Annotated in this window: 16 protein-coding genes; 7 read left to right on the forward strand and 9 right to left on the reverse strand. The window is 39.6% G+C overall.

Going from position 1 to position 24,712, the window contains the following annotated elements; translation table 11 throughout:
• Positions 1-9: 9 nt before the first annotated feature.
• Both putA and PVK62_RS04390 read right to left on the reverse strand, forming a co-directional pair.
• Positions 10-3,171: a bifunctional proline dehydrogenase/L-glutamate gamma-semialdehyde dehydrogenase PutA gene (gene putA / locus PVK62_RS04385; protein ID WP_274443014.1), complete on the reverse strand. Its 3,162-nt coding sequence runs from the start codon at positions 3,169-3,171 to the stop codon at positions 10-12.
• A 145-nt stretch (positions 3,172-3,316) separates the two neighbouring features.
• Positions 3,317-4,096: a helix-turn-helix transcriptional regulator gene (locus PVK62_RS04390; protein ID WP_274443015.1), complete on the reverse strand. Its 780-nt coding sequence runs from the start codon at positions 4,094-4,096 to the stop codon at positions 3,317-3,319.
• Between the two features lie 473 nt (positions 4,097-4,569).
• On the opposite strand from PVK62_RS04390, the gene PVK62_RS04395 reads away from it, so the two are divergent.
• The 3 genes from PVK62_RS04395 (at position 4,570) to PVK62_RS04400 (ending at position 7,802) form a co-directional block, all read left to right on the forward strand.
• Positions 4,570-6,444 carry an SUMF1/EgtB/PvdO family nonheme iron enzyme gene (locus PVK62_RS04395; RefSeq protein WP_274443016.1) on the forward strand — a complete coding sequence of 625 codons (1,875 nt, stop codon included), beginning with the start codon at positions 4,570-4,572 and terminating at the stop codon, positions 6,442-6,444.
• Positions 6,445-6,565: 121 nt separating this feature from the next.
• Positions 6,566-6,772: a hypothetical protein gene (locus tag PVK62_RS17665; RefSeq protein ID WP_338000107.1), complete on the forward strand. Its 207-nt coding sequence runs from the start codon at positions 6,566-6,568 to the stop codon at positions 6,770-6,772.
• Positions 6,750-7,802 (forward strand): aldo/keto reductase, encoded by a 1,053-nt coding sequence (locus PVK62_RS04400; RefSeq protein ID WP_274443017.1) that lies wholly within the window; start codon positions 6,750-6,752, stop codon positions 7,800-7,802. The genes PVK62_RS17665 and PVK62_RS04400 overlap by 23 nt, the downstream gene beginning before the upstream one ends.
• Positions 7,803-7,890: 88 nt before the next feature.
• Here the strand turns inward: PVK62_RS04400 and PVK62_RS04405 are convergent, their stop codons facing one another.
• Complete coding sequence (locus tag PVK62_RS04405) at positions 7,891-10,941, reverse strand: DUF748 domain-containing protein (protein WP_274443018.1); 3,051 nt, start codon at positions 10,939-10,941, stop codon at positions 7,891-7,893.
• Between the two features lie 382 nt (positions 10,942-11,323).
• On the opposite strand from PVK62_RS04405, the gene PVK62_RS04410 reads away from it, so the two are divergent.
• Positions 11,324-12,229 (forward strand): M15 family metallopeptidase, encoded by a 906-nt coding sequence (locus tag PVK62_RS04410; RefSeq protein ID WP_274443019.1) that lies wholly within the window; start codon positions 11,324-11,326, stop codon positions 12,227-12,229.
• A gap of 80 nt (positions 12,230-12,309) precedes the next feature.
• Here the strand turns inward: PVK62_RS04410 and speB are convergent, their stop codons facing one another.
• Together speB and speA are read right to left on the reverse strand one after the other, a co-directional pair.
• On the reverse strand, positions 12,310-13,236 hold the full coding sequence (gene speB / locus PVK62_RS04415; protein ID WP_274443020.1) for an agmatinase: 927 nt from the start codon (positions 13,234-13,236) through the stop codon (positions 12,310-12,312).
• Entirely contained in the window at positions 13,236-15,128 is a 1,893-nt protein-coding gene (gene speA / locus PVK62_RS04420) for an arginine decarboxylase (protein WP_274443084.1), read from the reverse strand. The genes speB and speA overlap by 1 nt, the downstream gene beginning before the upstream one ends.
• A 344-nt stretch (positions 15,129-15,472) precedes the next feature.
• Between speA and PVK62_RS04425 the strand changes: the two genes are divergently transcribed.
• Positions 15,473-16,732, forward strand: coding sequence for a hydroxymethylglutaryl-CoA reductase (locus PVK62_RS04425; protein WP_274443021.1), 1,260 nt, complete (start codon positions 15,473-15,475; stop codon positions 16,730-16,732).
• 61 nt (positions 16,733-16,793) lie between these two features.
• Here PVK62_RS04425 and PVK62_RS04430 read toward each other — a convergent pair whose 3' ends face one another.
• Positions 16,794-17,321, reverse strand: a complete 528-nt coding sequence (locus PVK62_RS04430) for a lipocalin family protein (protein WP_274443022.1) — start codon at positions 17,319-17,321, stop codon at positions 16,794-16,796.
• Between the two features lie 198 nt (positions 17,322-17,519).
• Between PVK62_RS04430 and PVK62_RS04435 the strand changes: the two genes are divergently transcribed.
• The gene (locus PVK62_RS04435) at positions 17,520-18,710 is read left to right on the forward strand and encodes a leucine-rich repeat-containing protein kinase family protein (RefSeq protein WP_274443023.1); all 1,191 of its coding nucleotides are present in this window, start codon (positions 17,520-17,522) and stop codon (positions 18,708-18,710) included.
• Between the two features lie 52 nt (positions 18,711-18,762).
• On the opposite strand, the gene PVK62_RS04440 is transcribed toward PVK62_RS04435, so the two are convergent.
• The 3 genes from PVK62_RS04440 to astB form a co-directional block, all read right to left on the reverse strand.
• The gene (locus PVK62_RS04440; RefSeq protein WP_274443024.1) at positions 18,763-19,245 is read right to left on the reverse strand and encodes a hypothetical protein; all 483 of its coding nucleotides are present in this window, start codon (positions 19,243-19,245) and stop codon (positions 18,763-18,765) included.
• A gap of 11 nt (positions 19,246-19,256) precedes the next feature.
• Positions 19,257-21,401 (reverse strand): LruC domain-containing protein, encoded by a 2,145-nt coding sequence (locus tag PVK62_RS04445; RefSeq protein ID WP_274443025.1) that lies wholly within the window; start codon positions 21,399-21,401, stop codon positions 19,257-19,259.
• Between the two features lie 397 nt (positions 21,402-21,798).
• Positions 21,799-23,133, reverse strand: coding sequence for an N-succinylarginine dihydrolase (gene astB / locus PVK62_RS04450; protein WP_274443026.1), 1,335 nt, complete (start codon positions 23,131-23,133; stop codon positions 21,799-21,801).
• A gap of 320 nt (positions 23,134-23,453) precedes the next feature.
• Here astB and PVK62_RS04455 point away from each other — a divergent pair, with 320 nt between their 5' ends.
• Positions 23,454-24,656: a putative manganese transporter gene (locus PVK62_RS04455; protein WP_274443027.1), complete on the forward strand. Its 1,203-nt coding sequence runs from the start codon at positions 23,454-23,456 to the stop codon at positions 24,654-24,656.
• Positions 24,657-24,712: the final 56 nt, after the last annotated feature.

Consider the following 24,712-nt stretch of genomic DNA (forward strand, 5'->3'; position numbering starts at 1 on the left):
TCTCCTTTCTCATTTTGAGTCAATCGTAGGGAAAATGTGTTGTGCTTTTGTGTATCTAAATAAATAACGGGGCCCGCCCGCTTTTGGTCCTGTACCCGATAGCCCTTGGCCACCAAACGGTTGAACACCAACAACTGCACCAACTTGATCACGATTGATATAGCAGTTACCCACTTTGATGTTTTTCTCAATTCGCGTGTATGTCACTTCATTACGGCTATGAATCCCTATGGTCAAACCAAACCCTGTTGAGTTGATGTCAGAAACCACCTTATCAATCTCATTGGCTTTAAAACGCACAATATGAAGGATTGGACCAAATTGCTCATTTTCTAATTGGCTAATGGCGTCAATTTCAAACGCGCTTGGTGGTACAAAATCCCCTTTCTCAGCCCAATCTGGCAATTCAGCTTGAGCAACCAATTTGCCTTCAATGGTCATTTTTTCAATGTGAGCTAATAATTTTTCTTTTGCTTTCGTATCAATAACTGGGCCGACATCAGTGCTGTGCAGTTCAGGTAAATCAACTCTTAGCTCTGCCATCGCCCCTTTAATTAAGTTCACAATTCTATCGGCAATGTCTTGCTGAACAAAAAGAACGCGAAGTGCAGAACAACGCTGACCTGCCGATGCAAAGGCTGAGCGAACAACATCACGAACGACTTGTTCAGGCAGTGCTGTACTGTCTACTATCATTGCGTTTTGACCGCCAGTTTCTGCGATAAAAGGAACAGGTGCTACGCCATTACCTTCAAAGGTTCGATTGGCTAAAGTGCGATTAATTAATTGCGCGGTTTCCGTTGAACCTGTAAAGGCAACCCCTGCTACACGATGATCTGAGGTTAATGGCGCACCAACCGTTTTACCATCCCCAGGTAATAAGTGAACCGCTTGTGGCGCAATGCCTGTCTCTAATAGCATCTCCATCGCTCGAACCGCAATTAATGATGTTTGCTCTGCCGGTTTTGCAATCACGGTGTTACCAGCAACAAGTGCTGCCGTAACTTGACCTAGGAAAATGGCCAATGGGAAATTCCAAGGACTAATACAGACAAAGACACCACGACCTTGACGCGCAATTTGATGCGAGAGATCATAAAAACCAACAATGGTTTCGGGGCTGGTGAAATTCAGTTTGGCTTGAACGGCATAGTAACGACAAAAATCGACCGCTTCACGCACTTCATCAATGCTGTCATGAATGGTTTTTCCCGCTTCTTTATGACACAAAGCAACCAACTCTGGCATGTTCTCTTCAAGTTTATCTGCCAATAAATCTAAATACTCAGCACGTTCTGATACTGGCGTACTCTGCCATGTTGGAAAGTAATCATGAGCAATAGTTAATGCATCTGAGACGTACTCTTCAGAGCTCCATACTAATGATCCCACACTATTGCTTCTGTCATATGGCGACGTAATTTTATGTAAGTCAGCAGCGTTATCCTTGATCATGCTTTCGTAATAGCGGTTATTGTTAACGATTGGTCCACCTTGCCAATACGTAGCCATTTGCTCTTTAACCAATGCTTCAAACGGCTGTGCTTCACTCTCTACATCAAAGTTAATACTGTATGAGTTTTTACGATCAGAAAATATCTGTGGTGGTAATGGGATCAACTGATTATCTAGGGATGGACACGCCAATAATGCATCAACAGGGTGCTCTGTTAAACTTTCGATTGGGCAGTTTGCATCAACTAAACGGTGAACAAATGAGCTGTTTGCCCCATTCTCAAGTAAACGGCGCACTAAATAAGGCAAAAGATCCTTATGACTGCCAACAGGCGCATAAATTCGAACACTGCGTTTAAACATATCCATCGCATGGTCGTAGAGTGCATCTCCCATCCCATGTAGACGTTGAAATTCAAACTCACCATGAGTAGCCATAGATGAAATAGCGGCAACCGTATGGGCATTATGGCTAGCAAATTGTGGGAAAATATGGCCTTTAACATGCCCACTTAATAGGTAACGTGCACACGCTAAATAAGAAACATCGGTCGCTTCTTTTCGAGTAAATACAGGGTAACGTGCAAAGCCAAGTTGCTGAGATATTTTAAGCTCAGTATCCCAATAAGCGCCCTTCACTAAACGAAGTGGGATCATATCACCCTGTTCTTTTGCTAACGCAGTTAACCACACTAATACTGGCAGTGCTCGTTTAGAGTATGCCTGAACAACGATGCCAAACTTACCCCATCCTTTAACGATGTCACTGCGATACAATTTCTCAAATAACATTAAAGACAGTTCTAAACGATCGGCCTCTTCAGCATCAATCGTAATACCAACATCAAGCTCACGAGCACGTTCTAGAAGCTGTAAGACTGAATCACACATTTCGCCCATAACACGGGCTTTATTCGCCATTTCATAACGAGGATGTAATGCTGATAGCTTAATCGATACCGTTGGATCAGGAGATCCCGCCATCGTTGTAGCTCTGCCGACACTTTCGATTGCAACAATATAATCTTTGAAATATTTATGCGCATCAGATTGTGTTAATGCTGCTTCACCTAGCATGTCAAATGAATAGGTGTAGCCCTTTTCACGCATTGGCTTGCTTTTCTTTTGCGCTTCTTCAATCGTTCTGCCCAATACAAATTGATGGCCCATGATCTTCATGGCTTGGTTCATTACTTGACGAATGACGGGCTCTGAGAACTTATTCACTAAACGGCTAATCGCATTGGAGGGAGAGCCATCGGTTTTTACGTCCATGCTAACGACTTTTCCGGTCAGCAATAACCCCCACGTAGAAGCGTTAACGAATGTTGAATCTGAATTTTTTAAATGAGATTTCCAATCGGCTATGCGTAATTTGTCACGAATAAGGGCGTCTGCTGTTGCTGCATCAGGAATACGCATTAGCGCCTCAGCAAGACACATTAATAAAATGCCTTCTTTAGTGTCTAAACTGTACTCTAACAATAGCGCATCAATCATCTGTACGGCTTGTTTATCATTACGGACACGTTGAATAAGCTCACCAGCCTGATCTTTCATCATTTTGGCTTCTTGCTCACTCGGCTGAGCTAATGGGATAAGCTCTTTTAACCATTGAGCTTCATCGACCATGTAAAGAGGGGAAATTATTGACCATAAGGAAGCTAATGGCTGATCAACAATGGATGGCATCAATACATCTTTCGCTTGAAACATATCTGTTCCTCTTATTAATCTGTTCGTTAGTAAGGCTAATTGCGAAAGAGTCTATTTTTTATTTACTTAAATTACTTGTCAAAACCTACGATTAAATTGCCAAATAATCCATACGGTTACAAAATGAGAACAAAAGCGGTAAATTTTAATTACGAATAAAGTGTAAATGGCGATATTTACTTGGGGATATTCCTTTATATTTAACAAAAGCATGACTAAACGCACTCTGATTCGAAAATCCTACTTGCTGAGCGATTTCACCAATACTCAATAGGCTTTGATTGAGTAGCTTTTTGGCAAACTCTAGCCGCTTTACGATAATATATTGATGCGGGGTGGTTCCAAATTCTTGCTTAAAAATGGCATAAAATTGACTCTCACCGAGGAAAACGGTACTAGCCAACTGAGAGATTGTGATCTTACTGCCAATATGTTGCGTTATAAAGTTGTCAATCACATCAGAATTTAATCGTTGAACTTTTTTTTCTGAATTTTCATCAATTAAATGACGGTGAAGCAAGGAAATTATCGTGTCACTGCAGGCTTTATTTAAAAGGTGATCATTAACACTCGCTTGGATTTCACATACAAGTAACTGAATTAAATTCTGTATCTGACCATCTAATTGATAATAGCCGGGCTGACTAAACAATTCGTTGACTCTTGAAGCCAGTTCATGATCTTCAAAAAACTGAGGAAAATTAAGCACTAAGACTTCAGCTTGGTACAAACTAGAAAAAGTATGCTCTTGGTTAGCGGGTATCACCCCAACTTTAGCAGCGTAAATCAAACTGCTTTGTCCATTGATTTCAAACTCAGCGTGACCTTTTAAGCCTATCACTAATTGATGGTATTCATGCGAGTGAAGATCCCTCTCTTCGGGTAACATGATAATCTGTGCAGGTGAAATCCAATTTTTTTTCATAAGAAATCCATCGATATCAACATAAAGTCTTTCGTGAAAATGTTAGCTACATCATAGTAGCATTCTATTTTAAATATCACTACGAAAGCATGATCATGTTTACGTATGATACTGTCGATGTAGTTTCAACTCATTACATTCGATTTAACTCTGTGATTTTTATATAAATACTCTTTATTTACAGTAAATTAGGGTAATTATTAAGATTTAAGAAAACACTGTCTTATTTATAACCTTGATCATCGTTCTTAAATATTGAAACGATGATCAAGAAAAGCCCTGACTAACACACTCGGTGGCATCTATCTTTGGTATAGAAATTGCATCGATATTTAGTGTCAAAACTATGAATACACGGATACTCATCTGCCTAGGATATTTTAAAAAATGGGCTACGCAGATCAGTATCGCGATACAGTAACCCTTATAATCGAAGGGTTAACTAAAAATGAATTAAAAGAACAAATTATCTTATGTCTAATATTAAAAGCAGAAAAATAATGAACCGTAAAGGATTACCCGCACTAGCACTACTGTTATCGCCGGCGCTTTTTACCTCTGTTGCGCTTGCTAATACCGACACTCAATCAACAACTGTTAGTGTTGATTCTGTTGCTTCAATTGATATTAAATTAACTCACAAGCGTGATGAAGTTAAGCAATTAGAAAATGCTGTCGTTAATGATCAAAGCCGTCTTCGTGAATTGCGTAATCAAAGTGATGCTTTAGATAAAAATGCAACACAATTGGATTCTAAACGTAAGCTTGCTCAACGTAATTTAGATGAGCAATACAATCGAATGATTGATGATCCTGATCTAGATATCACTCCTTTCCAAAAGCAATACCAAGACTCTTGGAAAGAAGTAAAAGAGAACCAAGTTGCTAAATTATCCATTCAGCAGGATATTCAAGAACAAACTCGTGTATTAAAAACAAGCAGCACTAAAAAACAACGTGCATTAGACGAACTTGAAATTCTTGGTGAATCTCGTCAGGAAGCGCGTGTGCTTCGTCTGCAAGAAGAATTAGCAGCACAAGATACTTTAGATGTAGTTCATACTGTTACTTGTAAGATGTCGATGACATTAAGCGCATGTTCAAGTCAAGGTAAAACGCTAAGCATGCAAAAGGCGGTTAACAGCTTTCAGCAGCAGTTGATCAACGGCTTTACTGAAGCTGAAACAGTAAAACAACACATAGATAATGTATCGTTAAATATTCACGTACTAGACAGTGCCATTATTGACAGTGGGTTTAATGGAAGCAACCGCTACACAACTAAATTACAAGCGTCATTACGTGCACGTCCAAATTCAACGGCTGCATGTCAATTATTGGGTCTAGAAAACCGTTACTGTATTGAAGACGGCATAGCGCAGTCATCAGACGATAAAATCAAAAAAGAGAAAAAATGGGTTGGTATTACCATTCGCTCTAACCGCCATGAAGATAACGTAACCGTTAATGGCGTAAACTACGGCAGCACGCCTGTAGATGTTATGCTTCCTGCTGGTCAGCACCAAGTTACGGTTGAGAAATCAGGTTTTGAACCATACAGCCGTCAAATGTCACTATCTAAAGACATGACGGTATGGGCTGAATTAAAATTGCAAGAAAACCGCCCAAAACCAGGTAAGAAATTTTCTGACCGTTTAAGTAACAACCACCAAGCACCCCAAATGGTTGTGATTGGTTCTGGTAATTACCACGTTGGTAAAGATGCTGCAAAAAATGTCACTATCTCAAGCGCCTACTCTATTGCTGCGACACCAGTAACGGTAAATCAATTTGATGCGTTTGTTGCGAGCTCAGGCTACATCACTGAAGCAGAAAAAGGCGCTGGTTGTAATGCAATCAATGGTGGCGAAACTAAACGTCACCAAAATCAAAACTGGCGTAAACCTGGTTTTGAACAGTCAAAAAATGCACCAGCTGTATGTATCTCTAAGAAAGATGCCGAGACCTACGCACAATGGCTGACAAAACAAACAGGCTTTACTTACGCTCTTCCTTCTGAAACACAGTGGGAAGTTGCAGCACGTGCTGGCAGTAAAGATGCATACTGGTGGGGCTCTGACATTGGCTCTGGCAATGCAAACACGGGCTGGGGTGGTTCATCTTGGGCAAACAAGTCAACTTCTCCTGTAGGTAGTTTTGGTGCAAACCCTTATGGTATCTATGATACCGCAGGTAATGTTTGGGAATGGACAAACACTAAATCAGGTGTTGTTCGTGGCGGCGCATGGAGTTTTGCACCAACAAAAGCAAAAGTTTATGAGTCTCTAGAACTTAACCCATCTACAAGCGCTAACTACACAGGTTTCCGAGTGGTTCGAACTCTGTAATTAATGAATATATTTTAACTGCATTCATTAAAAAACCGCTGACATCAGCGGTTTTTTTATGTTCAAATAACATTAGTCAACCGTTTTAGGAAAAACATATACAAGGATCCTTAGACAGCCGTTGAGCATTAGCGTGTTTCGAATGGTGGCACTACTGGCTTTTATTGGTTTATACCTTGAGTTTGTTTTCCAGCTAAATAATCCACTACTGACCCTCAAGTATAATAGTTCTAAAGCAGGGAAAGTATTGGTGCGTATTCTTGAACAAGAATCTAATAAAAAATTAAATAAAGGAACCTTCTCAAATGGAATACTCAACACTTGGTAGCAGCAATCTCTCTGTCTCTCGTATCTGCTTAGGAAGCATGACATGGGGAAAACAAAACAATCAAGAGGATGCCAATCAACAAATTGACTATGCACTTAGCCAAGGTATTAACTTCATTGATACGGCTGAGATGTATGCGGTGCCTCCCTCGCCTGATACTTACGGTAAAACAGAAACCATTATTGGTAATTGGTTAGCGGAAAATCTAGAACGTCGTAGTGATATCATTCTGGCGTCTAAAATTGCAGGCCCGGGCTTACCTTGGGTTCGTGAGGGTGCTCCAATTACAGGTGACGCCGTTATTGCTGCAGTTGATGCATCACTTGCTCGTTTACAAACCGATTACATTGATCTTTACCAGTTGCATTGGCCGAACCGTACTTCTCCACATTTTGGTAAGCATTTTCCTAACCAATTCAAGTTCAGTGATTTTGAGGCGAAGAAAGAAGAAGCGGATATGCTTGAGATCTTACAAGCATTAGATACTTGCATAAAAGCAGGTAAGATCCGCCATATCGGATTATCAGACGATACGCCTTGGGGCATTAACACTTACCTTAAACTGAGTGCTAAATACGATTTACCAAAAATGGTATCAATTCAAAATGAATTCAGTTTATTACACGCTAAAGATTGGCCATATTTAATTGAAAATTGTGTTCATGAAAATGTGGCTTATTTACCGTGGTCACCGTTAGCGGGCGGTATGTTAAGTGGCAAATACTTAGATGGAAAAATGCCAGAAGGCAGCCGTTGGACGTTCTCACAACGTAATGGTATTTTTCGAGATACGCCAGCGGCAAATGAAGCGGTTCGAGCCTATATGCAAGTGGCAGAAAAACACGGTTATACGCCTTGTCAGCTTGCATTAGCATGGTGTGATCAAGTGGATGGCGTGACATCAACCATTATTGGTGCTACGTCTCTAGAGCAATTAAAAGAAGACATTGACGCTTTTTCAAAACCATTAAGTGACGACGCAATTTCAGAGATTAATGCGGTATTTAGACAGTACCCAATGCCTTTTTAATTAGCGAAGTAGGTTATCACTACATAGAAAAATGGCGCATCCTATCTTGATGCGCCATTTTATTCTTTAAATCCCTAGAGAATAGAGATTACTTAGCCTCTAACGATAATAATACGCTACTGGTGTCTTGCTCTATATCGAATCTACTATCAAGTAAAAACACACGAGATGCATCGACTTTAACGGTATCAACCAAATATGCTTTTACTGCTTGAGCGCGTTTTTGAGCTAATTGCCCTAACTGTGCTTGTGATACCTCTTGCTTATTTAATACCAAGTTATATAACGTAATATGCCAACGTTTCGCTAACTCTTCATCGGTTAACTCTTCGCCTTTTTTATCTTCCTCATCTTCTATTCTGTCTTCTACTACACTTGCCTTTTCACTAAACTCTTGCTTATACAGTTGTTGTAAAGCTTTCGATAACTTACCTGATGTCGGCATTGTACTCGCCGTCAAGTTTGTCGGTAACTCGGTGATCATGAGCTGTGCAGAATCTGCTAGAAGTTGATGAAATTGGGCTAGCGCTAACGCTTTACTGTCTTCTGGGGCATTTACGGCTCCATCAACGGTTAGCTTTAACTTCGGACGAGTTTCTAGTGCTGTACCCAGTGTTTTTAACTTATTTTGCTCTTCAGTCGTTAACGTATTAGCACCAAAATCAAAGGCAATCACATTTAACTCTTCATCGGAGTCCGCAAGGCCCGCAATGAACGAGAATGGCGCAGTGACGGCTTTAGTAATGATGTTTGAAATCGTGCTCCAAATCACCGCTCCAAGGCTAAACTCAGGATCATTTACATCTCCAGTTACTTCAACCCCTAAATCAATCACCCCATCGTTATCTTGCAGTAAAGCGATCGCCAACTCTAATGGCAGTGAGGTCGCGATATCACTATCACTGGCTTTACCTAACTGTAGTTGGTCGATAATAACGTGATTTTCACCCTTTAATTGGTTATTTTCTAATTTATAATTAAGCGCTAACGTTAACTGACCTTTATCAATATAATGGCCTGCGTACGTGCCTGAGTAAGGGTTTACCGTGGTTAGTTCTACACTTTGGAATATGACATCAAGATCCAAATAAGGCTGTTTAAGTAATGGATTTATTTCGCCCTTCACTTTTACCGGTGCGTATTTTTCAATATTACCGCTGATATCAACCGTTGCTTTGGTGCCAGGAATACTCGATACATGGCCGATATTGCCTTTTAATTGCTCAATGCCTGAAGAGAAATTCGGTGTAAGGGAGTTATCTGCAAAGAATGCCGAACCATTATTGAACGCTATTTTTCGAACTCTCAAATCAAACGGTTTTGTATTCTTCTTCTTGGCTGTTGTTTTCAACTTTTTGGCTTTCGGCTGTGTCACAATTAAGTCGCCAATATTGGTGGTACGATCTTTATTGATCACCACTCGCGCATAAGGTTGGCTTAACCTTAACGTATCGACTGCTAATTTGTTTTTTTGTAAATCAAAATCAAACTTATTGACCGCCAATGAGCGCCATTTTACGAACGGCTTTCTTAGTTTATTGTCACGAATTGAAAGATGGTTTACTTGAACCCCACCACTAACCTCAACGTTACCTTTTGCATTGGCGTCTAACTTAGCTTGCGTGCTCACTTCCCCTTTGGTTAAGGTTGCATTTACTGCGGTCGCTAAATAAGGTTGGAATTGCGCTAACTTCAATGATTTCACATCAATATCAGCCAATACGGCTTGTTGTTTGGCATCGGCTTGGCCTTTAACGCTGATATCACCTTTACCATTTACCGACGTAAAGAAATCAAAATCAATCGGTTTAGAGAGATCACTTACAATCTGACTTGTGGTTAGGTTAATTGGAGATATCTGCCATTGATTGGCTTTTTTGGTAATGGCTTTCTCTTCGACGTTTAGCTGGTAGTCTTTAATTTCTACGCCATCCAGTGTCACTAACCATGAAGAATCCACGGTAGGGTTGGGATCTTTTTCTATCGGTTCTTCTTTCTTTTCTTTTGACTCTTCTGTAAGAAATTTAGGGGTAAATAAGGTAACAAGATCGACCCCTTTATCGTCTACTTTTGCTGACACATTTAAGCCATGAGAAGTCACAGAAACCATATTAACGGTTTGCTTCTCTACATTCGTCGCTATGCCACTCACTGAAAAATCAGGCAAAGAGACAATCGATTTTCCCTCGGCATTAAAATTCAAATCATTAACAGAGAACATGCCCTTATCAGTAGTAATGCTCATCGTATCATCACTTTCGGTATCACCGCTGGTTTGAACCAGATGATAGTTGGATGAAAAATTCACATTACCTGAGGTTAATTTGGCAATAATGTCTTTTTCAATGAATCCCCATAAGCGTGGTAACTGAATGCGTTGAACTTTAACATCGCCAACCACTTCTAACGGTTTTAATTGCACTTGGCCTTTAAGCTCTACGTTGCCCGAATCTGCATCGGTAATTTGCACACGGTAGTTATTCTTTTGCTCTGCATCTGTTAATAGGCTTTGAGTTGAAAATGATCCTAGCGAGAAGTTGATGTCTGGATAGACTAACTCTGTTGCTGTGGCACCATCAAAAAATCTGACATGACCTTGAGCTAATCTTGTTTGTTTAATCAAAACAGGAAATAACGCTTTATGACGATCAATGGGTTCTTCTATTGATGGTTCTGTTTTTTCTTGTGAAGCCAAATTACGATTTACAGCATCTAAAATATCACTGAAATTAAATACCCGCTGTTGTGTGTTATTTAGGCGTTCAATATCAATATAAGGCTTATCTAATGCAATATATTCAACTGAGATCGCGGCATTTAAAATGGACTCCCAAAAAATCATTTGGATGCTGGCATTTTCAAAACTGACAAAAGAATCTGAAGACTCAATATCCTGGATAGAAAACTGAGCTATATCTAACTGAAGAGTAAAAGGGTTAAACGTCACATCAGCTAACATCACTGGGCGTTCTATGAGTTTAGATAGGTGTTCTGGGATCTGCTGTTTAGCAATATAAGGAACCAGTAGACCAAACAGTGCGGCATATAAAAGATAAGCACTTAATGCATACGTACTCCAGCGAATACGTCGCGGGAAAGCACGAAACTTGGCTATTGCTGTTTTAAATTTGTTCGACATTATGACTCTATACTCCTACGTCTATATCGACAAGGATCAGATACTCATCTGGATATTCTTTAACTCTAAAACTTATCCAGATACGCATCTTTCCCTGATTAACTAAAAAAGCCATCAATGGCATAATGATGAGAATAATTACTTATTCCTATGATCCCTAAGTAAAGCTCCAAAATTTTATCCCTAGTGTTTGTTGATGTCTACCAATCTCCTCGTATCGATGATCAAAATTCGACAAAAGTAACTTTGCAGCGAAATCACCATTTATAAATGGTGCTGTATTTACTCTAAATCCCTAAATAAATACTGCTATAGTCCTGTTATGCATTTATTATCAACAGATAAAATAATTTACCCTGTTCATGGTTAGGTACTCTAAAAAATGAAAATAATCTCTATAATAAGTGCAGTGGCGATGACTGTTTTCTCTACCCCACTTTGGGCTAGTGTAACTCCACTTAGTTCACCTCAATGCCAAGCCATGATCGGCAAAGGCGTTATGTCGACTAAAGCGCCAGTTCAATGTGAGCGTTTACGTAATGTCACCTTTAAACATTACACGTTTGATGGAAAAACAACGACAGGTAAACTGGTTGTATTGGATGCTGTAGCTCCTCATGTTAACCGTATTTTTGATATCTTGTATCAGCAAGGCTTCCCAATAGATCAAGCCAAACCTATCGAGTATTACGCGGGGAATGATGTTAAATCCATGGATGCCAATAACACCTCAGCATTTAACTACCGACCGATTGCAGGGAAATCATCGCTTTCTTTACATGCCTATGGCGTTGCTATTGATATCAACCCATTACAAAATCCATTTGTTGAATTTACCTCATGGGGAACCGCAACATTTAAACCATTAAAAGGCCACGAATATTCAAATCGAATGTTACAACGTTTAGGAAAAGATGACAGGAAGGGGTTTGCAGAAGAAGTCATCAATATTTTTGCTAAAAATGGATTCATCTACTGGGGTGGCTATTGGGATACGCCAATTGATTTTCAGCACTTTCAAACTAGCCGAGATATGGCGTATTTGATGACGGCGATGCCGACCAAAGATGCCTCAATATTTTTTAACCATTATGTTGATTGGGTTCAATCATGCCAACAAAATTACGGTTCTAAGCAGATGAATACATTCAAAGATTACACCTCATATTTGCAAACAGAATTAAAAACAACGACCTCTTTAAATCGTTTATATAAAGCCACCCCTAATGCGGTTATGCAAGCGATAAACAAGAAAGCACAAGTTTCACAATCTCGCTGTTTTAAATAAAAATCCTGAATCCTGAAAAGAATAAACCCGCTGAACTCTCATTCAGCGGGTTTATATATCTTACTTAGCTTTTATCATGCTTATTTGTTTAAACGGTTCGCCGTCCAAACATATAACAACTCAAGAGCTATCGTCGCACCAGCCAGTGCCGTGATATCACTTTGGTCATACGCAGGTGATACTTCTACCACATCCATACCAACCATGTTGATACCTTGCAAACCACGGATGATTTTTAAGATCTTATCTGAATTCAAACCACCACACACAGGAGTTCCTGTACCCGGAGCAAACGCAGGATCAAGACAATCAATATCAAACGTTAGGTAGACTGGTTTATCACCAACAATGCCTTTTACTTGTTCGATAATTGCATCAACACTCATGTCATTGGCTTGCATTGCGTTAATCACATTAAAGCCGTGATCTTTTTGGTCATACTCAGTACGAATACCAATCTGAACAGAGTGTTCTGGTGAGATCAAGCCTTCGTTTGGTGCATGATAGAACATGGTACCGTGATCGTAACGGCTGCCATGGCTATAAGTATCAGTGTGAGCATCAAAATGGATCAATGCCATTTCACCGTATTTTTTCGCGTAAGAACGAAGTAATGGAAGCGTGATAAAGTGATCGCCGCCTAAACCTAACAGCGTTTTACCACTATCTAGTATCGCATCAGCCGCCGCTTCTAGACGTACAGTGAAGTCTTCTGCATCACCGGTATCAAACACTAAATCGCCAGAATCAATGACTTTTGTATGATCAAATACATTGAAATCCCATGGGAATTTTTTGCCTTCCCACGCAAGATTCACTGATGCACGGCGAATTGCATCAGGACCTAAACGCGCACCAGGACGACCTGATGTAGCCATATCTAATGGCGCACCTAGAACGACGATATCTGCATCGTTATCAATTGGGTTTTGTACCAATGGACGACGCATAAATGTCATTGCATTTGAGTACAATGAATAATCTTTTTTGGTGAATAAATCGTTCATTAAAAATCTTCCAAATAGGTGTAACCCATTAAGCCTTGCTCTAACTCTTCAAGCACGCTTTGTTGTTCTTCTTTTGCAACTTTCGCTGTTACCATGTCTTTGTAGTTTTGACGGATCAAATCCACATCGATATGTACATAACGCATCATATCTTCAACGGTATCGCCTTCATTGATGTAATCAATATTTGCTTCGCCGTTTTCATCAACATTAACAACAACGCTGTGAGTATCACCAAATAGGTTATGCATATCACCCAAGATCTCTTGGTATGCGCCCACTAAGAAGAAGCCCATCAAATAAGGCTCATCTGGATTCCAAGCCGGTACTGGCAGTGTGGTTTCAATACCTTGGCCATCAACATATTGATCAATCGTACCATCAGAATCACACGTAATATCCAGTACAACTGCGCGATGTTCGTCCGCATTATCAAGACCACTTAATGGCATTACAGGGAACACCTGATCAATACCCCATGCATCTGGTAATGATTGGAACAGAGAGAAGTTCACAAAGAATTTATCCGCTAAACGCTCACTTAACTCATCCAAGATTGGACGGTGGTAGCGGTTCTTTGTACTCATTTTTACGCTTAACTCATAGTTAATACGTAGTGATATTTGCTCTGCCCATGCACGATGCTGAAGGTTAATCATGCCTGTCGCAAACTGATTGTGCGCTTCTGCTACGTCACATTGAGTATCGTTATAAATCTCAATTAATGCGCGATCGTCGCCGCCATTCTCTAACTCCTCCAAATTACGCCACATATTGTGTAGTAACAACGGATCATCAGCATGCGGTTTTTCAATCGCTTCCGGCGTATAACTTTCAGTACCAATCACGTTAGTAATTAACACGGCGTGGTGCGCCGTCAATGAACGACCTGATTCTGAAATAATCACTGGCATTGGTTGTGAGTAAAGCTGACAGATATCACCAATGGTCATCACGATATTACGTGCGTATTCCGTCAAGCCGTAGTTCATAGAATTAGATGATTGACTACGAGTTCCATCGTAATCTACCGCTAAACCGCCACCCACATCTAGGTATTTGAGTTTTGCGCCAATATCACGTAACTCACAATAAAATCGTGCCGCTTCACTTACGCCGTTACGCACATCACGAATGTTCGCCATTTGTGAACCAAGATGGAAATGCACAAGCTCTAAAATATCTAATTGATCTTCTGCTTTTAGACGATTGATTACCGTCAATACTTGAGAGGCAGATAGTCCAAATTTCGATTTTTCACCACCACTTGCTTGCCATTTCCCTGCACCTTGAGAGGCAAGACGAATACGCAAACCAAGGCGAGGTTTGACACCTAATGCCTTTGCTTCAGATAGAACTAAATCTAATTCCGATAATTTTTCTAGAACGATAAAAACACTGTGACCAAGTTTCTCACCAATCAGTGCTAAGCGAACGTATTCACGGTCTTTATAACCATTACATACAATCACAGAGCTCGCTTTTTGAGCTAATGCTAATACGGCTAATAGCTCAGGCTTACTGCCCGCTTCTAAGCCTAATTGCTTTTGCTCTAATTGCGCCTGACTTGCAAGAATTTCATCAACCACTTCTTTTTGTTGGTTTACTTTAATAGGGTAAACAAGAAGATAATGGTTTTCATATTGGTATTCTTCAATCGCTTGGTTAAATGCGTTACAAATATTATGCACACGCTGATGTACGATTTGAGGAAAACGAACCAACGCAGGCAATCCAATATTTCGCTGCTCTAATTGATCCACAATATGACTTAATGGGACTTGATGATCTGATTCACTACGTGGTGATACATACACTTCACCATTATCATCAATACCGTAAAAACCTTGGCTCCAATGCTTTACATTATACTCAGCACGGATGCGTTCCAAATTAACCGAATGTTCCAAATCTAGAGACCTCACACAATAGGGCCATCAACAGAAAATACCTCGTTGGAATATCGAGGTATAACCTAACAAACATCGTAAACTAACGATGCGTTAACGGCATTAACTAACATAATTAAAAGGTAGTCCAATAATGAATATTTATCGTGATAATCAAAAAAACTTGTCGATAAATGTGACCTTTATAAGGTTGTTTTATACACTTATCTAGCCCTAACAACCCCCTAAAATATAAACAAACTGTAACCGTTTATATCTACCTCTTGTTTATCCCTCATTACTCAGTAAAATCCCCCTCAACATTTGCTGTAAATTAATATGTTCTTATGCCAAAACTGAATCTGCACCGTCGTGACTATGTATCAATCTTAGGAGGCGATATCTCTGCAGATAAATTAGAGCAATCGCTCAATCCTCATTTTGAAAGACCAACCAATAAAATCACCCCTAGCCCTTATCTAACAGAAAAAAACCTCACTCGTCGTTGGAATAAGCTAGCAAAGCCTGAACTTCAATCAGAATTACTCGATCCGCACACTCAAGCCCAAAGCCATGTGTACGAGAAAAACATCGAGCATTTTATTGGCACGGTGAAATTACCTGTTGGTCTTGCAGGCCCATTACGTGTGAATGGCTTATTTGCCAATGATGATTACTTGGTACCTCTTGCCACTACAGAAGCGGCTTTAGTGGCCTCTTATAATCGTGGAGCACAGCTGCTAACGGCAAGTGGTGGTGCAAGTGCTATGCTATTAAATGAAGGGGTTACTCGTACTCCTGCTTTTGCATTCTATGGTTTAGCTGAGGCCGGACAATTTGTTGCATGGGCTGTTACCCAATACGACACCTTTAAACAATTAGCAGAAGCGACTACTTCACACGGTAAACTCAGCGACATTAATATCAGTATTGAAGGCAATCATGTTTATTTGGTATTCGAGTTTTTAACTGGTGATGCTTCTGGACAGAACATGGTAACCATCGCCACTAATGCCGTGTTTAGCTATATCGTGGATAACTCCCCTATTGCGCCTGAAAATGCGTATTTAGATGGAAACTTATCAGGGGATAAAAAAGCCAGTAGCCAGTCTCTTCGCAGTGTTCGTGGTAAAAAAGTCACTGCCGAAGCGCATATTCCTGCTGAATTAGTGAAAAAATACCTACACACCACCCCTGAAAAAATGATGCAATTTACGCAAATGAGTACCGTGGGTGCAACGCTCAGCGGAACTATAGGCATTAATGCTCATTATGCGAATGCCCTTGCTGCTCTTTATATTGCGTGCGGTCAAGATGCTGCGTGCGTGGCCGAATCAGCTATTGGTATGACACGAATTGAAGTGGATAAAAATGGCGATTTATACGCAAGTGTAACCTTGCCAAATTTAATGCTGGGTACGGTTGGTGGTGGTACTGGATTACCGAGCCAAAAAGCCTGTTTAGAATTGATGGGACTGCACGGCACAGGAAAATCACAAGCGTTAGCAGAAGTGTGCGCAGCGTTGTGTTTAGCGGGAGAGTTATCGATTGTTGGTGCTTTCTGTGCTGGGCATTTCTCTCGAGCGCATCATAAGTTAGCGCGCTAGTTAATCGACAGGGATATCCTTTAGAACCCAAGAATATCCGTTAACTAACGCGTCAATTTAATTATTGCTCAACAAAGATAAGTTCATTGGTTTTAAAACCGAGTGATTGAGCCGTTGATACAAAACGCTCAATCACTTCTTGGTCCACTTTTTTGGTTCGAGATAGTAGCCATAAGTAATCAAGATCAGGGCCTGATACAAACGCATATTGGTAATTTTCTTTATCTAATTCAAACACCACGTATGAACCGTAGAAAGGGCCAAAGAACGAGACTTTAAGATACCCTTTATCTTCTGCCCCAATGAATTTCGCTTTCCCTTCTGCTTCATTCCACTCTTGTTCTTCTTTTGAATAGCCTCGATTAATGACCTTAACGCTTCCATCCTCATTAATGCGGTACTCGGCGCTGACTTTACTCAACCCTTCTTCAAAAGAATGATTTAATCGCGCCACTTCATACCATTTGCCTAAATAGCGATTTAATTCAAAGCCTGATACGGGGTCAACGCCCTTTGGCATCCCTAAGCAACCGCTTAAAATCATTAATACTGTTCCTATGAAACCTATTTTTGTTATACGTTGTATCATCGTTAGCTCCCTTAACTGCCTCTGTTTAATATTACGGTAAATTAACGTAAAAAAGATCACTTATTTTATCAATATGATGACAATTCATGAGCCAATTACCCATCCGTTATAGCTATTATAACCAAATTGGTATATTAGATTTTCATACTGAAACACCGTACAATCGGCGGAAAATACAAACAACATAGGTAGATTAGTTTGCATACATTAGCGCAGTTACAATCCGGTGAATTACAAGGTATTACTCGATTACAATTAAGTGAAGGATTAACAGAGTTTCCACTTGAGATCTTATCGCTTGCGGATTCATTAGAAATCTTAGATTTATCGAGTAATCAATTAACTACGCTACCAAGTGAGATCGATCAATTATCTAAATTGAAGATCTTCTTTGCATCAAACAACCCATTCACTGTGTTCCCTGATGTTCTGGCGCAGTGTCAAAACCTTGAGATGATTGGATTTAAATCGTGTCAAATTCAGCATATTCCTGAAGAGGCCTTCCCACCCAAATTGCGTTGGTTGATCTTAACCGATAACCAAGTTGAAGCATTACCTAACTCACTAGGTAATTGCCACTTAATGCAAAAATTGGCACTCGCTGGCAACAAACTGACAGAATTACCAAGTAACCTATCTCAGTTACACAACTTGGAATTACTGCGTATTTCAGCAAACCAATTGATTGAATGCCCAGAGCAACTACTGAATTTACCCAAACTGGCTTGGTTTGCCTTTGCGGGTAATCCATTCTGTAAATCCGATGTGAAAGTGAAATCCGTTCCGAGTATCGCCTCATCAGATTACACATTAGAAGAAGTATTAGGCCAAGGCGCATCAGGTGTCATTTCTAAAGCTCGTTGGAATAAAAAACAAACGGATTTCCCACAAGAAATTGCCGTTAAAGTATTTAAAGGTGAAGTGACTAGTGATGGTTACCCTGAAGATGAGTTGCAAGCGTGTTTAAAAGTAGGTAATCACCCAAGTTTGGTGCAATCATTGGCGCAAGTAAGTGAAGATAACCACTTAGCATTAATAATGAATCTAATCCCTGCACATTACAAAAACTTAGGTTTACCACCAAGTTTAGAAAGCTGCACACGTGATACTTTTCCTGATGGTTTCACACTATCACTAGAGCACATTAATAAAATGACGGCTGAAATGCGTAATGTGTTTGATCACCTACATGATAATCAAGTGTGTCATGGTGATTTGTATGCGCATAACACCTTATTTGATACTGACGCAAATATTATCTTTGGCGACTTTGGTGCCGCAAGTATGTACCACATGCTAAATGACTCTCAACAGCAAAAAATTAGGATTATTGAAGAGCGAGCGCTTAAGCATTTTATCGATGATTTAATGAGTATTGGTACTAAATAAATATAATAAACCGCCTTCTATCAAGGCGGTTTACAAATAACCTATAACGGTTTTAATTAATTAACCAATAACGCTCTTTTTGGTTATTATGTGCAAAAGTATAGATAAGAGGATCCCGATCTTTTTCCATTATCCAAATGATGGTAATTAGCTCTTCACAATGGTTCGCAACACGAAGATCAAATTCACCAACACCTTGCTCTAAACGACCTTTAAGTAAACACATATCAAAATCTACTTTAGATAAATCACCTTGTGCTTGGCTATTATCACAAATAGATATAAATGCGCGCTTAGTGGAACGCTCTGAAATATCAACATCAACATCAAGGCTGTATATTGAATCAAGGTTATTATCTACATTGATTTTCAAATCTAAGATAGATACTTGAGCATTCGAAGATGATCCTGTACCTGTACCTGTACCTGTACCTGAATCATTTGAGCCACCAGAACTATCACTATTACAAGCAGTAAGTAGACTAAAACTAGCAACAAAAAGTAATAAATACATTTTATTCACGATACTATTCATAACATATTTCCTTAATCTATATAAGTTTTTCCAGCGCTAGGCGTGGTATACCAATCCGAAGCAGTTTGCCCTGTTGCATCTTGAGAGAAGTCTGCAAACTGAGGATACGCTTCAAGAATGCTTACTGACTCATTTGGATGTTCCCAGTTAAGAGGTATTTCAATTGCCCATGGAAGGCCGTTATCTGTATGGAAATAAGTATTATTAGCAGTATTGGTCGCATCATCACTTCTGCCAATGTAGCCATAATCAAACTTAGAGGTCGGCTTTTTGTTTTTCAGATGTACTTCTAGATTACGTCCAGGATGCCCACCACTCACTTGCAATCCATCCTCCCCATAGTAATAACCAGAGGTCGCAAAAATGAATGGGTCATAAGGTAAATCAGGCATTTGCGCTTGAGAAATAGGGGATTCAAACGGGATTGTTAGTGACCAGCTAGGACGATATTGAGTCCCACAACCTGGTTCAGTTCGGAACATACTACACCCCTCTTCCTCACCTGCTTCAGTCAGCGACCACAGATCTTCATGAATAATCAAAACAGCATCTAAAGTACCGCTCTCTAATACTGTCGTATTTTGTAATTCTTCATTAATAAATAGCTTAACTGAATCAGCCTTTATTCTATCTGGACTTATATTAGGTAAACGAATAGCAAAACCAGAGTGATAAGTTCCACCAAGAGCGGCAACTTGCCCTTCAATTTTAAGTTGAATTACTTGATTGTTATGGCTAAATTCAGTGTATTTGACGTTCATAAGGACGTCATTCATATCATAATCACCGACTTTAGGAAATTGGTCCTCATAAGCGAAAGTTGTGTAGCCAGACCCTACTGGGTAAAGTTCAACAGATACACCTTGATCGGTAACAGTAACTTGGTAATCCTCGACTTCACCTGCGCTTACCCCTCCATTTGGGCTAACATCATAGGTATGACTTAAACGAAAACGGGCCCAGGTATCTCCTGCTAAAGCCCAACTTGGCACTTCAAAATAGAGTTGATTTTGACCATCATCTACCCATTCACTGTTCAGAATCATTTCATCGTCATTAAACACACCATCTTGGTCCCAATCAATCCAAGCACTAAGTACCCCCTCACCTTCAGCACCTTCAACATCTGCATAAATGAAGCTTGTTTCCTCAATTTCAAGCGGTACAGGGAATGAGATACCATCATCATCATTACTTGAATCTGATGTGTCATCTGAAAGTGGAAACACATAAGCTTCACTTTCTCCATCAACAATCAGACCTAGTTTTAAATCAGAAATACCATGACGAGCGCCAAATGAATCATATAACGTGCCGTAAGTATCAGGCGCATCCCCATAATCACTATTATCATTTTGTCCTACTGCTGCAAATGCACAGCGAGCACCATCATTTGAATTACTTGATGGCCCATAAGCAAAAAAGGCTGACGTCGAATTGGTGTCATCAATATTAATAATATAAATATACCCATTACCATTATTACTGAGATAAAGGTTTCCATCGACATCAAAATATTGAGCACCAAAAGCTAAACTATGGCCTATACTATTTCTGCTAATCACTTGATTTAATTGAGTACTTACTCCTGTATTCGGATCTATTTTATAAAGATAACCATAATTATCAACACTATAGATAATTCCATCATCTGGATGAAAAGCCATATCAAGAATACGCCAATTACCAACCGTGCCAGAGTTGGCAACTTTAGTCATAATCAAGTCATCTAAGCCAACTCTAAAAAGCCCTTGATTCATTCGGTATCCATACCAAGCATTTTCAATAGTTGATACATCGCCAACATAAATTGACGTAGGACCAACATTGAGATTAGAAACCGATAATGGCGTTGATACAAAATCAGCACCAATTTTAGTTAAGGTTTTTGCACTATAATCCCACCCATAAATGTAATCATCATGAACGCTATAGCCAATAGCATTAATTTTTCCGCTTCCAACCTCCCAAGATAAAGTACTATAGCTACCGACATCTAAGTTAATGCCATAAGCCACCGGAGATCCAGAAGGGTTTTGTATCATAAAGGCTTGCCCTGGACAGGAAGCAAATGGAATTACAGCTTGCACTTGACCATTGACTCCAACAGTAAGACTTAATGTAACGATACAAGAAAGTAATCTGCTCTTTTTCATAATATTCCCTCATTTATACCTAGCGTATAATGAAGAAGAGCACAACCCATACCATGTTTTTAAGTGCTTAATATAAAAAAGTTTTTTGTATATTTTGATAAATAGAATCAAAATAAGAACTGTGCATTATCTTTTTGAGACGCAAACTGATAACAGTATATTGATAATTTGCAGAAAGGAAGTTCGCTAAATAACCTAAATTAAACGAAAGCGCATTTTATATTGAATTAAATAATGTGCGCTTATCGTTAATTGAGTATTTTCTTTAAATACCTTATAAGCAATTGATATGACGTTAAGCTATGACATTCCACTGATTAGGCTATAAGCAAGTCATCGATATTAGGAGATTTAAAAATAAAACCGCTAAAAACAGCCAGCCTTGCCTAATAATCACTTACCTTTGGAACGGATACACGGAACCTAGCTGCATGATTTGTGTTAACTCATCTAATGCTGCACGTGATTCTAATAACAGCAGTGGATCCGCAAGATCTTTGTCTGCAATACGATCACGATAATGCTTATCAGCCCACAGATTTAATGTTGTAAACAGCTGATCGTTCATCAAGGTCTGTTGATTGACGGCTTTTTTCTCTGCTTCATTTAACACGACACGGAGACGTAAACACGCTGGCCCACCGCCATTTTGCATGCTCTGTTTTAAATCAAAGGTATGCAACTCATCAATGCCGCATTTTTTCTCTACTAGCTGATTTAAATACGCCCATACTCTTGGATTCTCACGACAATGTTGTGGAAGAATGATCAAGGTAGTTCCATCTGACTTGGTGATTAGCTGGCTGTTAAAAAGATACGTTTCAACCGCATCTTGCACCGATACTTTATCTGTTGGCACCTCAATAACATTAAAGCCAGAACCATAAGCAGCACTTAGTTCTAACTTCACTTGTTCTTGATTAAAAAATGCTTGTTGATGACAAAATAAGGTGTTTTTATTACCGACAGCAATAACATCATTATGGAATACCCCTTGGTCAATAACATCAGGGTTCTGCTGTGCAAACACCGTAAATTGATCGCGTAAACCATGCGTTCGTGCAATCGCTTCACTGGCTTCTAATGTCTGGCGTGCAGGGTATTTTTTCGGAGCAAGGTAGCTCTCATCAAACGCACTTTTCCCAAAGACAAAGAACTCAACGCCTTGTTCGCCATATTCATTACAAAAACGAGTGTGGTTTGCCGCCCCTTCATCACCAAAATAATCACTGTGCGGCAACGCTTCATGATGAACAAAATGCTTTTCATCCGCAAACGTGGCTTTTAAGACATTGCCTGTCACTTCATCTTCAATTGAGCGATGAAATTTATTAATTAAGTTAGCCGGAGTAAAATGGATTTTACCATCAGAGGTATCAGCACTTGGAGAAACCGTACCTGCGTTTGCTGTCCACATACTTGAGGCCGAACTACACGCAGCGAGTAGTTGTGGTGAATATTGATGAGATTTCTGTAACACCTCAGCGTCTGAGCCAGAAAACCCTAAACGACGTAGTGTATGGATATCTGGACGCTCTTGTGGTGCTAATACTCCTTGAACAAAGCCCATATCATACAGAGCCTTCATTTTTTCTAGGCCTTGCTTTACGGCTTGTTTTGGATTCGATGCTCCAGATTTGTTACTTTTAGAGGCGATGTTCCCTACCGATAAACCGCTGTAGTTATGTGTAGGTCCAACAAGACCATCAAAATTCGCTTCAACTGCTTTCATATATTCCCTCATAACTGTTCTCTAGCGCTAATTAAGCACTGTGGCTTAATCTATTTATTGGCCTGATAGTAACAAATTAAACTAAGTCAGTAGCATTTAACTTTACCTAATAAGCACATAATCACAACTTTAACTTAACATACAATAGCTTTTAATTAACTATTCTCTGCTATCAAATAACTATGCAGATTTTTATTCTAATTATTCTTTTTGCATAAAATTTACTTATCAATCGGTAAAAACTATTGAAATGATAGTTGATAATAATTCTCATTTGCATATACTGATAACTATTCGCATTTACCTATGGCTTTATTATTATGATGACTACTCATACATTTTCACACTCATTCTCACTTTCGCAGTTTTCACTGCAACACAAACGTCTATTATTGCCTATCACTTTATTAGCTTTAGTAGGTGCAGAGACAACACGAGAAATCACCGTCACAACGTTATCTGATGCTTTTTGGGCAGTATCTACCTACGTAGCTTTCACATTGGTTATTTACCATTACCTATCGAATATAATGGGTAAAACCAACCGTATTACTGCGCTTTATAATAAATCTCGTACCAACCAAGTGGTGTTTTCATCTTTACTTGGTGCTCTGCCTGGCTGTGGTGGTGCCATTGTCGTTACCACTCAATACATCAGCGGTAAAGTTGGTTTTGGCTCTGTCGTTGCGGTATTAACGGCTACCATGGGTGATGCCGCTTTCTTATTAATTGCAGCACAGCCTAAAGTGGGATTTGGCGTAATGGCATTAGGTGTTGTGGTTGGTGCCATCTCAGGTATGGTTGTAAATGCATTACATAAAGACGATTTTTTACGCCCTGAGGCTCAAGATAAACAACAAGATCAGAAAGCTGAAAATTCAGAACAAAACACATCATGCTTACAAGTAAAAGCGATCAACTTACAGGGTGTATTTTGGAAATGGGTATTAATTCCTGCAACAGTGATTGCCCTACTCGGTTCGTTCCAAGTAGATATCAATCAACTGTTTCATTTACCACAACACAGCATTGAATGGATTGGCGCCATATTAGCGATTGGCAGCATGATGTTATGGTCGTTAACCAAAGAAATCAGTGATTATCAATCAACAGTTTCAGAAGATAACAAGTGTGTAAGTTCTCATCCAATGCAAAAGGCGGCGCAAGACACCAATTTTGTCTCTGCTTGGGTAATTGTCGCTTTCTTAATTTTTGAACTAACCACCTACTTCTCTGGCATCGATTTACACACGGTATTCTTAGGTTATGGAATGTGGATGCCACTGATTGGCTTGGCGATTGGTTTACTTCCGGGTTGTGGTCCTCAGATTCTAGTGACGAGCCTATATTTATCAGGGGCGATGCCAATGTCAGCACAGCTTTCAAATGCAATATCAAACGATGGTGACGCGCTATTTCCAGCAATTGCATTAGCACCAAAAGCAGCAATGGTTGCGACCTTCTACTCGGCAGTTCCAGCCTTTGTGGTTGGTTATGGTTATTACTTCTTATTTGAGATGTAACTTGTTGCTAGATCGTAACAATAACCAAAATAAGTTAGTGATCAGATGAATGCGAA

Origin of the sequence: Aliivibrio sp. S3MY1, assembly GCF_028765575.1 — a bacterium.
Taxonomy (GTDB): domain Bacteria; phylum Pseudomonadota; class Gammaproteobacteria; order Enterobacterales; family Vibrionaceae; genus Aliivibrio.

Excerpts from the sequence above, each read along its gene's own strand:
- putA (WP_274443014.1), bottom strand. The coding sequence starts at position 3,171 with ATGTTTCAAGCGAAAGATGTATTGATGCCATCCATTGTTGATCAGCCA.
- PVK62_RS04390 (WP_274443015.1), bottom strand. The coding sequence starts at position 4,096 with ATGAAAAAAAATTGGATTTCACCTGCACAGATTATCATGTTACCCGAA.
- PVK62_RS04395 (WP_274443016.1), top strand. The coding sequence starts at position 4,570 with ATGTCTAATATTAAAAGCAGAAAAATAATGAACCGTAAAGGATTACCC.
- PVK62_RS04400 (WP_274443017.1), top strand. The coding sequence starts at position 6,750 with ATGGAATACTCAACACTTGGTAGCAGCAATCTCTCTGTCTCTCGTATC.
- PVK62_RS04405 (WP_274443018.1), bottom strand. The coding sequence starts at position 10,941 with ATGTCGAACAAATTTAAAACAGCAATAGCCAAGTTTCGTGCTTTCCCG.
- PVK62_RS04410 (WP_274443019.1), top strand. The coding sequence starts at position 11,324 with ATGAAAATAATCTCTATAATAAGTGCAGTGGCGATGACTGTTTTCTCT.
- speB (WP_274443020.1), bottom strand. The coding sequence starts at position 13,236 with ATGAACGATTTATTCACCAAAAAAGATTATTCATTGTACTCAAATGCA.
- PVK62_RS04425 (WP_274443021.1), top strand. The coding sequence starts at position 15,473 with ATGCCAAAACTGAATCTGCACCGTCGTGACTATGTATCAATCTTAGGA.
- PVK62_RS04430 (WP_274443022.1), bottom strand. The coding sequence starts at position 17,321 with ATGATACAACGTATAACAAAAATAGGTTTCATAGGAACAGTATTAATG.
- PVK62_RS04440 (WP_274443024.1), bottom strand. The coding sequence starts at position 19,245 with ATGAATAGTATCGTGAATAAAATGTATTTATTACTTTTTGTTGCTAGT.
- PVK62_RS04445 (WP_274443025.1), bottom strand. The coding sequence starts at position 21,401 with ATGAAAAAGAGCAGATTACTTTCTTGTATCGTTACATTAAGTCTTACT.
- astB (WP_274443026.1), bottom strand. The coding sequence starts at position 23,133 with ATGAAAGCAGTTGAAGCGAATTTTGATGGTCTTGTTGGACCTACACAT.
- PVK62_RS04455 (WP_274443027.1), top strand. The coding sequence starts at position 23,454 with ATGATGACTACTCATACATTTTCACACTCATTCTCACTTTCGCAGTTT.